A 13,099-nucleotide genomic window follows, 5' to 3' on the forward strand; every position below is an offset into this window, starting at 1 on the left:
TGCGGATTCAAGTACGGCGGAATCAACGTCGTTGTGGTTAATTTTGCTGCCCTGCCTTCTAAAGAACATGAGTCCGGCATTGCCGGACTCGCTGGAGTGACTGAAATATTAAGTTAAGCCCGCAGTTTTGCACCGTGCGCCAGTACCACATGCGCGGTGAGCGTCTTCATCAGCTCTTCCACTACATCGTCCTGCAGGGTGTTTTGAGTATCTTGCAAGCTAAAGCGGAAAGCAAGCGATTTTTCGTCCGCCGCCACCCGCTCGCCGCGATATTCATCAAACAAAACAATGGCTTGCACGATGCGCCCATGCGCATGGGCCGCCACGGCGCCCTGCAAGGCGTCGATCAGGTCCTGCGCCGGAACCGCTTGTTTGACCACCAGGGCCAGGTCGCGCGTGGTGCCCGGGAACTTGGAAATCTCTTCGTATTTTGGCACGTCGCGTTGCTGTAGCGCAACAGCATCCACTTCGAATACGACTGGCGCTTTCGGCAGGTCGTACTTCTGCAGCCAGCGCGGGTGCAGTTCGCCGATGAAGCCGATAACCTTGCCGTCCAGCTCAACCGACGCGGCGCGGCCAGGGTGCAGCGCCGGATGGGCCAGCTTGGCAAAACGCAGCTGGCGCGGCGCGAACAGGGCTTCCAGGTCGGCCTTGACGTCGAAGAAATCAACGTCGCGCTCCTTCTGGCCCCACTGCTCGTCCACCACCGGGCCGTAGGCCATGGCCGCCACGCGCTGCGGCTGGTCGTAGCCGGCCACGGTCAGCGGGCCATCCTGTACCGACGCGTCGCGCTTGAAGATGGCGCCCACTTCGAACAGGCGCACGCGCGCCTGCTTGCGGTTCAGGTTGTAGCGCACATTGGCCACCAGGCTGCCGATCAGCGAAGAGCGCATCACGGACAGCTGGGAAGCGATCGGGTTCTGCAGTTTGATCGGGTTGTCGTTGCCGTTGAAGTCCAGCTCCCACTGCGCTTCCACAAAGCTCATGTTGACCACTTCCTGGAAGCCCAGGTCGGCCAGCTGGTGGCGCACGGCGAAAATCGAGCGGGTGTTTTCCTGCGCGATCAGCATTTCGGCCGCGGCCACCGGCGGCAGGGTCGGGATGTTCTCGAAGCCGTACACGCGCGCCACTTCTTCGATCAGGTCTTCCTCGATCTCGATGTCAAAGCGGTAGGTGGGCGCGGTGACCGAGAACACGCCATCGGCCAGCGTGAACTCCAGGTTCAGGCGCTTGAAGATGTCGGCGATCATGGCGTCGTCCAGGGCCACGCCGATCACCTTGGCGGCGCGGGCGGTGCGCATCTGCACCGGCGCGCGCTGCGGCAGGTTCACGATCTGGTCATCGATCGGGCCGACCTTGGTCTCCGCCGTGCCGCAGATTTCCAGCAGCAGCGCGGTGATGCGCTCCAGGTGCTCAGGAATGGTCGCGTAGTCCACGCCGCGCTCGAAGCGGTGTGCCGCGTCAGTCGAGAAGTTGTACTTGCGCGCACGGCCCTGGATGGCGTTCGGCCACCAGAATGCCGCTTCCAGGTAGATGTTGGTGGTGTCGTCCGACACGGCGGTGGCGTCGCCGCCCATGATGCCGGCCAGCGATTCCAGTTCCTTGTCGTCGGCGATCACGCCGACCCACTCATCGACCTCGATGGTGTTGCCATTCAGGAGCTTGATCTGCTCGCCCTTGCGGCCCCAGCGCACGTCCAGCGCGCCGTGGATCTTGTCCAGGTCGAACACGTGCGACGGACGGCCCAGTTCCAGCATGACGTAGTTGGAAATGTCCACCAGCGCCGACACGGGACGCTGGCCGCTGCGCTCCAGGCGCTGCTTCATCCAGTCCGGGGTCACGGCTTTCGCATTCAGGTTGCGGATCACACGGCCGGCGAAGCGGCCGCACAGGTCCGGCGCCGACACCTTCACCGCCAGCTTCTCGTCCAGGGTAACCGGCACCACCTGGTTCTGCGGCAGGTGCAGCTCGGAGCCGGTCAGCGCCGACACTTCGCGCGCCACGCCCAGCACCGACAGGCAGTCCGCCTTGTTCGGGGTCAGCTTGATGGTGAATTTAAGGTCGTTGAGCGAAAAGTAATCGCGGATATTCTGGCCGACCGGCGCATCGTCCGGCAGCTCGATCAGGCCCGCGCCCTCTTCGCTCAGTTTCAGTTCCTTGGCGGAGCACAGCATGCCCTGCGACTCGACGCCGCGCAGCTGGCCGACCCTGATCTCGAACGGCTTGCCGTCCGCGCCCGGCGGCAGCACGGCGCCGGCCATGGCGCATGCCACTTTCAGGCCCGGGCGCACGTTCGGCGCGCCGCAGACGATGTTCAGCAAGGTGCCGGTGCCCACGTCCACCTGGCACACGTTCAGGCGGTCGGCGTTCGGATGTTTTGCGGTTTCGCGCACATGGCCCACCACCACGTTGGTGAAAGGCGGCGCGACAGGATCGATGTCTTCCACTTCAAGGCCGGACATGGTCAGCATGTGTGCCAGTTCATCCGAAGTCATCTTCGGATCGACCATCGTGCGCAGCCAGTTTTCGGAGAATTGCATAGTCAGCTTTCGTATCTTTTTGAACCGGTAAACCTGGGTCAGACCCAAGGGTCTGACCCGGATACGCGGCATTCGCAGACCAGTGTCAGACCCTTGGGTCTGACACTGCCTTACCGGTTTTAGTTGAACTGTTTCAGGAAGCGCAAATCGCCTTCGTAGAACAGGCGCAGGTCATTGACGCCATAGCGCAGCATGGTCAGGCGCTCCAGGCCGGAGCCGAACGCAAAACCAATATACTTCTCAGGGTCGAGACCGAAGTTGCGCACCACATTAGGATGCACCTGGCCCGAACCCGACACCTCCAGCCAGCGCCCCTTCAGCGGACCGCTGCCGAACGCGATGTCAATCTCCGCCGACGGCTCGGTGAACGGGAAATACGAAGGACGGAAACGCACCTGCAGGTCGTCCGTCTCAAAGAAAGCCTTAACAAAATTCAGGTACACGCCCTTCAGGTCAGCGAAGGAAATGTCTTCCGCGATCCACAGGCCCTCGACCTGGTGGAACATCGGCGAGTGGGTCGCATCCGAATCCACGCGATAGGTGCGGCCCGGCGCGATCACCTTGATCGGCGGCTTGCTGTTGCGGGCGTAACGCACCTGCATCGGCGAAGTATGGGTACGCAGCAGCAGCGGCTTGCCGGTGCTGTCGTTGCCCTCAATGTAGAAGGTATCCTGCATCGAACGCGCAGGATGGTTCTCCGGCGAATTCAGCGCAGTAAAGTTGGTCCAGTCAGTCTCGATCTCAGGACCGCCGGCAACGTCAAAACCGATGGAGCGGAAGATTTCTTCAACGCGTTCCCAGGTACGCATCACAGGATGGATACCGCCTTTGGCGCGGCCGCGGCCCGGCAGCGACACATCGATCGCCTCGGCATTCAGGCGCAGTTGCAGTTGCGCTTCCGCCAGCGCATCACGGCGCGCGGTCAGCGCGGACTCGATCTGCACTTTCGCAGCGTTGATCAGGGCGCCCTGCGCCTTCTTCTCGTCAGGGTCCAGTTTGCCCAGGCCCTTCATCATTTCAGTGATCTGGCCAGTCTTGCCAAGATACTTCGCTTTGGCGTTTTCAAGTGCGGCAGCGTCGGCGGCGGCGATAAAGTCAGCCTGCGCGGCGACGACGAGTTGTTCGAGGGAGTTCATCCGACTTTTTTCCTGTTGTGGAAATTAAAAACGGGACATAGCAAAAGCCATGTCCCGCTTCTTATGTTCGCTGCCCGGGAGCAGCGCACATCACTGGCAATTAAGCAGCGATCTTGGCTTTGACGAGGTTGACAATCGCTGCAAATGCAGGCTTGTCCATCACTGCCATATCAGCCAGAACCTTACGGTCCAGTTCAATCGCGGCTTGTTTCAGGCCGTTCATGAACACGCTGTAGGTCATGCCGTGCTCACGCGAAGCCGCGTTGATACGGGTGATCCACAGGCGGCGGAATACGCGCTTCTTGTTACGGCGATCGCGGTATGCATATTGGCCAGCGCGCATGACTGCTTGCTTGGCAACGCGATATACACGGCTGCGACGACCACGGTAACCCTTGGCCAGGTTCAGTACTTTTTTATGACGGGCACGCGCGGTAACCCCACGTTTTACTCGAGGCATAGTAGCTCCTTAAATAATGTGAGATTAAGCGGTTGGCATCATACGCAGAACGCTAGTCACGTCCGACGCATTGATGTTACGGGTACCACGCAGCTGACGCTTGTTTTTGGTGGTCTTCTTGGTCAGGATGTGGCGTTTGAAAGCCATGCCCGACTTAACGGTGCCACCTGGGCGCACGCGAAAACGCTTTTTCGCGGAGCTCTTAGTTTTCATTTTTGGCATGTGAATGCTCCAATAATGACCGGATTGTAGGTGGCAACAACACTGCTGCACTTTTAGTGCCTACTCTCACGGGAACCCAGGAGTATAACATAACTCCTGGAAAAACAAAGGGCCAGCCGCACGGCTGACCCTTTTTACCCGCCAGGGCAAATTACTTCTTCTTCTTCGGTGCCAGAATCATGATCATCTGGCGGCCTTCCATTTTCGGGAACTGCTCAACCTGGCCGACGGCTTCCAGGTCAGCTTTCAGACGCTCCAGCATACGCATGCCGATGTCCTGGTGTGCCATTTCACGGCCACGGAAACGCAGGGTGATCTTGGTCTTATCACCCTCTTCCAGGAACTTGATCAGATTGCGCAGCTTGATGTTGTAGTCGCCATCATCGGTGCCCGGGCGGAATTTAACTTCCTTCACCGAGATCACCTTCTGCTTCAACTTGGCTTCGTGCGCCTTTTTCTGTTCCGAATACTTGAACTTGCCGTAGTCCATCAGTCGGCAGACTGGTGGAATCGCGTTCGGCGCGATCTCGACCAGGTCGACATCGGCCTCTTCCGCCAGGCGGAAGGCTTCGGCCAGGCTTACGATGCCCAGCGGTTCATTGTCCACACCCGACAGACGCATTTCAGGGTGGTTGATCTCGCCATTGATGCGATGGGAAGACTTGTCAGTAGCTATGGTGTTTCCTTCAATATTGGTTAGTCGGCCGGTTGCGGTGTTTCACGCATCAGGCTTTGGTAGCGACGTCTTGCTGCAGTCGCTCCACCAGGGCCTCGATCGACATGACGCCCAGATCGACATTGCCCCGGGCACGCACGGCCACGGTATTGGCATCCCGCTCCTTATCGCCCACCACGAGGATGAAAGGCACTTTTTGGACGGAATGTTCGCGGATTTTATACGTAATTTTCTCGTTGCGCAAATCCGCAGCAACACGGAAGCCCAGCTTGCGCAGCTTTGTCTCCAGCGCTTTACAGTATTCACCCTGTGCGTCGCTGATATTCAGAATCGACACTTGCTGAGGAGCAAGCCACATCGGCAGTGCGCCGGCGTAGTTCTCGATCAGGATGCCGATGAAGCGCTCCAACGAACCCACGATGGCGCGGTGCAGCATGACCGGCGTCTTGCGGGTGTTGTCATCCGCCACATATTCCGCACCCAGGCGGCCCGGCATGAAGAAGTCCACCTGCATGGTGCCGACCTGCCACGGGCGGCCCAGCGAATCCTTCAGGTGGTACTCGATCTTCGGACCATAGAAAGCGCCCTCGCCCGGCAGCTCAGTCCAGGTCACGCCGCAAGCGCGCAGACCCGAGCGCAGCGCCTCTTCCGCCTTATCCCACACCTCATCGTCGCCGATGCGGTTATCCGGACGCAGCGCCAGCTTGACATCGATGTTCTCGAAATGGAAATCCTTATAAACCTCCATCGCCTGCTGGTGGAAAGCCACCACTTCCGGCTCGATCTGCTCATTGGTGCAGAAGATGTGGCCGTCGTCCTGGGTGAAACCGCGCACGCGCATGATGCCGTGCAGCGCGCCGGACGGCTCGTTGCGGTGGCACTGGCCGAACTCACCGTAACGCAGCGGCAGATCGCGGTAGGAACGCAGGTCGCTATTGAAGATCTGCACGTGGCCCGGGCAGTTCATCGGCTTCAGCGCATAAGAACGGTTCTCCGACTCGGTCACGAACATGTTCTCGCGGTAGTTCTCCCAGTGACCGGTTTTACCCCACAGCGAAGCGTCCAGGATCTGCGGCGCCTTCACTTCCTGGTAGCCGTTTTCCTGATACTTGCGGCGCATGTATTGCTCCACCTGCTGCCAGATGGTCCAGCCTTTCGGATGCCAGAACACCAGGCCCGGCGCCTCGTCCTGGAAGTGGAAGAAGTCCAGCTGCTTACCCAGTTTGCGGTGGTCGCGCTTCTCCGCCTCCTCCAGCTGAAACAGGTACTGTTCCTGGTCTTCCTTCTTGGTCCACGCGGTACCATAAACACGCTGCAGCATCTCGTTCTTGCTGTCGCCGCGCCAGTACGCACCGGCCAGCTTCATCAGCTTGAAGACCTTCAGCTTACCGGTCGACGGCACGTGCGGGCCACGGCACAAGTCGGTGAAATTACCCTCGCTATAGAGCGAAACGTCTTCATTCGACGGGATCGACGCGATGATCTCCGCCTTGTAATGCTCATTGATCGACTTGAAGTACGCCACCGCCTCATCGCGCGGCAGGACTTTGCGGGTCACCTGCTCATCCTTCTTCGCCAGCTCCGCCATTTTCTTCTCGATCGCCACCAGGTCATCCGGGGTGAACGGGCGCTTGTACGAGAAGTCATAGTAGAAACCGTTCTCGATGACGGGACCGATGGTCACCTGCGCATCCGGGAACAGTTCCTTGACCGCGTAAGCCAGCAAGTGCGCGGTCGAATGGCGGATCACATCCAGGCCTTCCGCATCCTTATCGGTCACGATGGCGACATCGGAATCCTTCTCAATCAGGAAGGAGGTATCGACGACCTTACCATCAACCTTACCGGCCAGCGCGGCTTTGCCCAGGCTGGTGCTGATGTTGGACGCAACTTGCGCAACCGTTACTGGGGCATCGAATTGACGGATGGAACCGTCGGGCAGTCGGACTGAAACCATGATGGATCTCCGGAAGAAAAAATAGTGCTGGAAAATATGGACGAAAAAAAACGCGGACTAGCCGCGTTTTTCTTCAATTGAACAAGCAAAAGAAAGCCGATCGACTAGCGTCACTCACCAACCTGCATGGTAGTTCGCGGTGTCATAACCGGTGTGCCTTTCTCGCTCTTACAAAGTGTCTGGTGGGCGGTGAGGAATTCGAATCCCCGACCCCTTGGATGTCGACCAAGTATTCTAACCAGCTGAACTAACCGCCCGTGTCTTTTGCAATGGTACTACATAAAAATGTTCTGGTGGGCGGTGAGGAATTCGAATCCCCGACCCCTTGGATGTCGACCAAGTATTCTAACCAGCTGAACTAACCGCCCGAGAGCCAGCATTATAGAGAGGTGTTCCGCCCGTGACAAGTGTTTTCCCAAGAAAACATTGCTGCTATATTCAGACCCATGCAAAACCACGATTCCACCCACCTCCACGCCCACCTGGACGGCGACGCCCAGCACGCCCACTTCAACGAACACCGCAGCCAAGCCGCGCTCGCCGTCGCGCTCGCACTGACACTAGGCTTCGCCGTGATCGAAGTCGGCGCCGGCTTTATCGCCAACTCGCTCGCCCTGATTTCCGACGCCGGTCACATGGTGACCGACGCCGCCGCGCTCGGCCTCGCCCTGCTTGCCCAGCTCATTGCCAAACGCCGCCCCTCGGCCCGCTACTCCTTCGGCTTCGGCCGCGCCGAAGCGCTCGCCGCCTTCGTCAACGGCCTGGCCATGTTGCTGGTGGTCGGCTGGATTGTTTTCGAAGCCGTGCACCGCTTCGCCGCGCCCGAGCCGGTGCAAGGCGGCACCGTCCTGGTCGTCGCCGCGATCGGCCTCTGCATCAACCTGCTGGTCGCCTGGAGCCTGTCGCGCGACAAAGAAAGCCTGAACACCCGCGCCGCCTTGGTGCACGTACTGGGCGACCTGCTCGGCTCCGTCGCCGCCCTGATCGCCGGCGGCGTCATCATGGCCACCGGCTGGATGCAGATCGACCCGATCCTATCGCTACTGGTCTCGCTGCTGATCCTCAAATCCACGATCAGCATATTACGCGACTCCTTCCACCACCTGATGGAAGGCGTACCGGGCAGCGCCGACTACACCCAGATCGGCGCCGACCTCGCCGCCGTGCCGGGCGTCCTATCGGTCCACGACCTGCACGTCTGGGAAATGTCCCCCGGCCAGCCGGCCCTTATAGGTCACCTGCAGATCGACGACTTACAACAATGGCCAGCCATCCTCGAGCGCGTCAAAGCCATGCTCCGCACCCGCCACGGCATCGACCACATCACCCTGCAAGCCGAACCATAAATTCGGGTGCAAAATTCAGGGTCAAAAATTCGGGGTCAGGTCTGACAATCGGACACCAGGCGCACACTTTTGAGAAATATCAAACTGCACAAAAACGCCACAATCGTCGTTCAGCCAAAAGTTGCAACAGAGGATGCTTTGATAAATATCAAATCTGTGGTCGGCGTGTCCGAATGTCAGACCTGACCCCGATCTGCGGCGAATTGACAGACCTTGCACCATTTTTCAATCGCATCAGTTTTTGGCACCGGCTTTGCCCCCCCTTTTTTTGGTAACATTGCCACCCTTGCAAGTACAGATAGGGTGGGATTTTTGATGAATGGATTTTTGCGTATCGTGTTTGCGGCGGCGGGTGCGCTTGCGCTGGGCGGCGGGGCGGGCTACGTGATGCTGGTGAATGATACGTGCCGTTGGCTTGGCTCTTCCTTTGAATGCGGCTGCGGGTATGCGGCACTAGGTTATGCGCTGTTACTAGGCTGCATTGTTGCTGCAATAAGCTTTGCCTTACTTCTGCGATTCATGCCAAGCATCGCGCCGATTGCAGTTTCAAAGGAGACCGGGCCGGCGCCGGGGAAGCTGGTCGGTTTGTGGCTAGTCTTCTTTATACTGGACTTGGGTATCCCGCTGATCGTGACTTTTGTTCCGTTATGGCTGTTCGATTTTCTCCGCATTGTCGATGACTTCACGATGCCTATCTTCATCATCGCTTCCGGCATTCTGGCGCCCTACCGCGGTTATCACCCCGCCATTGCATTGCTGGCCTTGATTCCCATCGCGGGACATTTGATTGTCGCCGCATTGCTGTTTTTGTCCAAGCCAATCACGCTAAACCCAAAATGAGGCCGATCGTCTTAGGAGATTCCGGTTCCGGAAAAAGTATTTATACCATTGCCGCCGCTACGCAACGCCAGCGGCGCAAATATACTTCTGCTGCCAAGCAGGATGCGATGCCGGGAAATTACATCAATGGGTGGCGTTGTATTATTCAACGCTTTAACGCGTAGTCGTCGCGATATTCGATAGATTCACCAACGGCAAACGCGAGCAGAACTGCTAGCGCCCAGCAACTGCTCGTAGGCGCGCCAAGAGTTGGTGGCAACGCGCCAAGCTTTAGCGCAGCAAAAGGGCGGCAGCCGGCGATTGCGCATGGTGGCGCCTACGACGTAGATCAAGCACATGAGGGAAGCTCCCGACGCAGAGTCAGCGCCGGGAGTGAATGAGGTCAGGCGCGACGGGCTTCGAGAATGCCGCTGACTTCGCAAATCGCGGCGAGCGCTTTTTGCAATTGGCTGGTGGCGCTGATTTCGGCCGTGAATGTCATGCGGGCCTGGCCTTTGGCGGATTGGGTATTCACGCCGATCACGTTAATTTTCTCGCGCGAGAAAATCTCGGAAATATCACGCAATAAGCCCTGGCGGTCGGTCGCTAAAACAAACAGGTCAACCGGGAATACAGTATCCGATTTGGCTTTGCCCCATTCCGTGACAATAACCCGCTCCGGCGCCTTGGCGCGCATTTCAGCAAAGTTCTTGCACGAGGCGCGGTGAATCGATACGCCTTTGCCGCGCGTGACAAATCCAACGATGGTATCCGGCGGCGCCGGTTTGCAGCATTTGGCCAATTGGGTCATCAGGCCGTCGGTGCCAACGACCAATACGCCGGATTTGGCGCCGGATTCAACGCTGGATTTATGGCTCTTATTAACCGCCACCTGGTCGGTCGATACTTCCTCGGTTTCAACCGGGTCGCGCAGGGCCATTTCCACATGGCGCAGCGAGAACTCGTCTTTGCCGACGGACAGGAATAAATCGTCCACCTTGCCAAAGCCCAGCTTCTGCGCCAGGGCTTCCAGGTTGACTGCGGTCTTGCCTTCGCGCTGCAACGATTTCTCGACCAGGCTGCGGCCATTGGCGACCGTTTCCTGGATGTCAATGGCGTGGAACCAGGCGCGCACTTTGGTGCGGGTGCGGTTGGAAACCGTATAGCCAGGACTCAGCCAGTCGCGTGAAGGTCCTGCCGTGCCGGGCGCGCCCTTGGCGGTAATAATTTCGCAAGTTTGCCCGCTTTTCAAGGCGGTGTTCAGCGGCACCATCACGCCGTCGACGCGCGCGCCGCGGCAACGGTGGCCGACGTCGCTGTGCAAGTGATAGGCGAAGTCGATCGGCGTGGCGCCCACCGGCAATTCGATCACGCGCGCTTGCGGCGTCAGGACGAAGATGCGGTCGTCCAGCGCGGCCGATTTGAGCTTTTCGACCCATTCGCGCTGCTGGTCTTCGTTATTGACAACGGCGTCGGCGACTTCGCTCTTCCAGGCCAGCAGTTGGCGCAGCCAGGCGATCTTTTCGTCGTATTGCTGGCCTTTGAAGTTGGAGCCGCCCTCCTCCTTGTAGCGCCAGTGCGCGGCCACGCCGTATTCGGCGAAGTTGTGCATTTCTTGCGTGCGGATCTGCACTTCGAGCGGACGGCCATCGTCCGCCGTCACCACGGTATGCAGCGACTGGTAGCCGTTCGCCTTGGGGCGGGAAATGTAGTCGTCGAATTCTTTCGGGATCGGCGTCCAGATATTGTGGACCACGCCGAGCACCGTGTAGCAGGTCTTCACGTCGGGCACGATCACGCGGAAGGCGCGCACGTCGTACAGTTCTGAGAAGTCCAGCTCTTTGCCCTTCATCTTGTTCCAGATGGAGTAGATGTGTTTGGGCCTGCCGAATACTTCGGCCTTGATGCCTGCCGCCTCGAGTTCGGACTGCAGGCGCGCAATGGAAGATGTGACGAAGCTCTCGCGCGCCATGCGCTTCTCTTCCAGCATCTTCGCAATGCGCTTGTAGGTATCGGGCTCGATGAAGCGGAAGGACAAATCCTCCAGCTCCCATTTGACCTGCCAGATGCCAAGGCGGTTGGCCAGCGGCGCATACAGGTCCAGGGTTTCGCGCCCGTAGGCGCGCGTGACGTCGTCGAAGCGCTTGTTCTCGGCGAAGTAGCGCAAGGTGGAGCAGCAGGACGCCAGGCGCACCAGCACCACGCGCATATCGGTGGCCATGGCCAGCAGCATCTTGCGCAGCGATTCCACCTGGGCCACCGCCTGTTGCGCCGCCGTCTTGGTGCGCGCCGCGCTGCCAGAGGAGGCCAGCGTCAGTTCGCGCAGGCGTATCAGCTGGCGCACGCCGGTGACCAGGTCGTTCACTTCCTTGCCGTAGCGCGGTTCGATGGAGGGGGCGGTGTCGGCGTCGAGCAGGGTCAGCTCGAACATCAGTGCCGCGATGCGGGTTTCCGCATCGGTGCGCAGGATGGCCAGTGTGCTGGCCACCCCGATGACAAACTCCAGGGCGTCCTGCCCGTGGCCGGTGGTACGGCCGGCATACGCCTCGCTGGCATGGTCTAGCGCGGCGAGAACGCGCGCTCCGTCGTCCGCGGACAAGCCTTGCACCAGCTGGTCCGTCGTTGCGCTATTAAGAGCCGCGATTGAAACCATTACAAATTCACAATCAAAGTTGGGCGGCCGTCACCACGATTTCGAGCAGCCATTCAGGACGGGCGAGTTGCGCTACCACGGTGGCGCGCGGCGGCGTGTTGCCTTCCACGACCCAGGCATCCCACACTTCGTTCATGCCGGCGAAGTTGGCCAGGTCGGTGATGTAGATCTGCGCCATCAGGATGCGCGACTTGTCGCTGCCGGCTTCGGCCAGCAGGCGGTCGATCTGCGACAGCACATCGGCGGTCTGCGCCTGGATCGAGCCGCCGACTTCCGGCACCATGCCGGCCAGGTAGACGGTGCCGTTGTGGACTGCCATTTCGGACAGGCGCTTACCTACGTGAAAACGATTGATTTCCATTCTTCTCTCTTCAACGGTTCAACAAAAAATCCTTGGCGATCGCGATCTGGTCATCGTGCAGGAAGGTCGGGGCATGGCCCACGCCCGGGATCTCCACCAGCTGCGCCCGCGGGCCGCGCTGCGTCATCATCTGCGCCGTCTCGCGCGACAGCAGGTCGGAATGCTCGCCGCGCACCAGCAATGTCGGGCAGCGGATCGCGTCATAGGACGCCCACAGCGCCGCCTCGTCGGCCTTGGCCGATTCCGGCGTGACCGACTGGAAGGGCTGGGCCAGGCCCATATCGTAGTGGCGCACCCAGGAGCCATCCTTGTCCTGGCGCAGCACGTCGGCCGCCAGCTTGTGCCATTCGGCGTCGGTGTGGGGGCCGAAGGTCACCGACACCATCTTGACGAATTCGAGGCCGGCTTCAAAAGTCGGGAAGCGCACTTCCTGCGCGATGTAGTCGCCGATGCGCTGGATCGCGGCCCAGTCCAGGGTTGGGCCGATATCGTTCAGCACCAGCTTGCGGATCGGGCTGTCCTGCAGCGAGGCCAGGCCCATGCCGATCAGGCCACCCATCGAGGTGCCGAACCAGTCCACCGTCTGCTGCTCGCCGCGCGCCAGTACGCGCGCCAGCAGGGTCACCATATCGCTCACGTACTGCGGAATACGGTATAGCTGCGGGTTGCGCAAGGAGCCAGAGCGGCCGCGCCCCACCACATCGGGCGCCACCACACGGTAATCCTTGCACAGTGACTGTGCGAGATTGTCGAAATCGTCCGCCACGCGGGTCACGCCGTGCACGCACACCAGTACCTTCGGGTTGTCCTCGTCGCCCCACTCCTTATAGGCCATCTGGTGCAGGCCGGACATGGAGAAACACTGGACGGATTTGATTTTCGCTTCAGGCATGCCGCTTCTCGCTCATTGGTTTTTGCGCTACATTCTA

General features: G+C 59.7%; 11 protein-coding genes and 2 tRNA genes. 2 read left to right on the plus strand and 11 right to left on the minus strand.

Translation table 11 applies throughout. The features are described 5' to 3' along the window. Positions 1–113: 113 nt before the first annotated feature. The 8 genes from pheT to GTP41_RS22710 all read right to left on the minus strand — a co-directional run bounded on the left by pheT (position 114) and on the right by GTP41_RS22710 (position 7,359). A complete protein-coding gene (pheT, locus tag GTP41_RS22675; RefSeq protein ID WP_161027863.1) occupies positions 114–2,540 on the minus strand; it encodes a phenylalanine--tRNA ligase subunit beta in 2,427 nt (808 codons plus the stop codon). Between the two features lie 119 nt (positions 2,541–2,659). Then, the gene (pheS, locus tag GTP41_RS22680) at positions 2,660–3,676 is read right to left on the minus strand and encodes a phenylalanine--tRNA ligase subunit alpha (RefSeq protein WP_161027864.1); all 1,017 of its coding nucleotides are present in this window, start codon (positions 3,674–3,676) and stop codon (positions 2,660–2,662) included. A gap of 100 nt (positions 3,677–3,776) precedes the next feature. Further along, the gene (rplT, locus tag GTP41_RS22685; protein WP_161027865.1) at positions 3,777–4,136 is read right to left on the minus strand and encodes a 50S ribosomal protein L20; all 360 of its coding nucleotides are present in this window, start codon (positions 4,134–4,136) and stop codon (positions 3,777–3,779) included. Between the two features lie 24 nt (positions 4,137–4,160). Then, entirely contained in the window at positions 4,161–4,358 is a 198-nt protein-coding gene (gene rpmI / locus GTP41_RS22690; RefSeq protein WP_028101212.1) for a 50S ribosomal protein L35, read from the minus strand. 151 nt (positions 4,359–4,509) lie between these two features. Beyond that, a complete protein-coding gene (infC, locus tag GTP41_RS22695) occupies positions 4,510–5,034 on the minus strand; it encodes a translation initiation factor IF-3 (protein ID WP_161027907.1) in 525 nt (174 codons plus the stop codon). 49 nt (positions 5,035–5,083) lie between these two features. Then, positions 5,084–6,991 carry a threonine--tRNA ligase gene (thrS, locus tag GTP41_RS22700; RefSeq protein WP_161027866.1) on the minus strand — a complete coding sequence of 636 codons (1,908 nt, stop codon included), beginning with the start codon at positions 6,989–6,991 and terminating at the stop codon, positions 5,084–5,086. Positions 6,992–7,171: 180 nt separating this feature from the next. Beyond that, a tRNA-Val gene (locus GTP41_RS22705) sits at positions 7,172–7,248 on the minus strand. A gap of 34 nt (positions 7,249–7,282) precedes the next feature. After that, positions 7,283–7,359 (minus strand) — tRNA-Val (locus GTP41_RS22710). A 78-nt stretch (positions 7,360–7,437) separates the two neighbouring features. Between GTP41_RS22710 and GTP41_RS22715 the strand changes: the two genes are divergently transcribed. Together GTP41_RS22715 and GTP41_RS22720 are read left to right on the plus strand one after the other, a co-directional pair. Continuing rightward, positions 7,438–8,337: a cation diffusion facilitator family transporter gene (locus tag GTP41_RS22715; protein ID WP_161027867.1), complete on the plus strand. Its 900-nt coding sequence runs from the start codon at positions 7,438–7,440 to the stop codon at positions 8,335–8,337. Positions 8,338–8,550: 213 nt separating this feature from the next. Continuing rightward, complete coding sequence (locus GTP41_RS22720; RefSeq protein ID WP_161027868.1) at positions 8,551–9,177, plus strand: hypothetical protein; 627 nt, start codon at positions 8,551–8,553, stop codon at positions 9,175–9,177. A gap of 382 nt (positions 9,178–9,559) precedes the next feature. Here the strand turns inward: GTP41_RS22720 and GTP41_RS22725 are convergent, their stop codons facing one another. Genes GTP41_RS22725 through GTP41_RS22735 form a run of 3 tightly spaced genes read right to left on the minus strand, consistent with a single transcriptional unit; the run spans position 9,560 to position 13,062 of the window. Beyond that, a complete protein-coding gene (locus GTP41_RS22725) occupies positions 9,560–11,809 on the minus strand; it encodes a RelA/SpoT family protein (protein WP_161027869.1) in 2,250 nt (749 codons plus the stop codon). A gap of 13 nt (positions 11,810–11,822) precedes the next feature. After that, positions 11,823–12,170 carry a RidA family protein gene (locus tag GTP41_RS22730; protein ID WP_161027870.1) on the minus strand — a complete coding sequence of 116 codons (348 nt, stop codon included), beginning with the start codon at positions 12,168–12,170 and terminating at the stop codon, positions 11,823–11,825. A gap of 10 nt (positions 12,171–12,180) precedes the next feature. Further along, complete coding sequence (locus GTP41_RS22735) at positions 12,181–13,062, minus strand: alpha/beta fold hydrolase (protein WP_161027871.1); 882 nt, start codon at positions 13,060–13,062, stop codon at positions 12,181–12,183. Positions 13,063–13,099: the final 37 nt, after the last annotated feature.

This window comes from Pseudoduganella guangdongensis (assembly GCF_009857475.1).
Classification (GTDB): domain Bacteria; phylum Pseudomonadota; class Gammaproteobacteria; order Burkholderiales; family Burkholderiaceae_D; genus Rugamonas; species Rugamonas guangdongensis.

Coding starts and splice junctions, on each gene's coding strand:
- rplT (WP_161027865.1), bottom strand. CDS start 4,136: ATGCCTCGAGTAAAACGTGGGGTTACCGCGCGTGCCCGTCATAAAAAA.
- pheS (WP_161027864.1), bottom strand. CDS start 3,676: ATGAACTCCCTCGAACAACTCGTCGTCGCCGCGCAGGCTGACTTTATC.
- GTP41_RS22725 (WP_161027869.1), bottom strand. CDS start 11,809: ATGGTTTCAATCGCGGCTCTTAATAGCGCAACGACGGACCAGCTGGTG.
- GTP41_RS22715 (WP_161027867.1), top strand. CDS start 7,438: ATGCAAAACCACGATTCCACCCACCTCCACGCCCACCTGGACGGCGAC.
- GTP41_RS22735 (WP_161027871.1), bottom strand. CDS start 13,062: ATGCCTGAAGCGAAAATCAAATCCGTCCAGTGTTTCTCCATGTCCGGC.
- rpmI (WP_028101212.1), bottom strand. CDS start 4,358: ATGCCAAAAATGAAAACTAAGAGCTCCGCGAAAAAGCGTTTTCGCGTG.
- pheT (WP_161027863.1), bottom strand. CDS start 2,540: ATGCAATTCTCCGAAAACTGGCTGCGCACGATGGTCGATCCGAAGATG.
- thrS (WP_161027866.1), bottom strand. CDS start 6,991: ATGGTTTCAGTCCGACTGCCCGACGGTTCCATCCGTCAATTCGATGCC.
- GTP41_RS22730 (WP_161027870.1), bottom strand. CDS start 12,170: ATGGAAATCAATCGTTTTCACGTAGGTAAGCGCCTGTCCGAAATGGCA.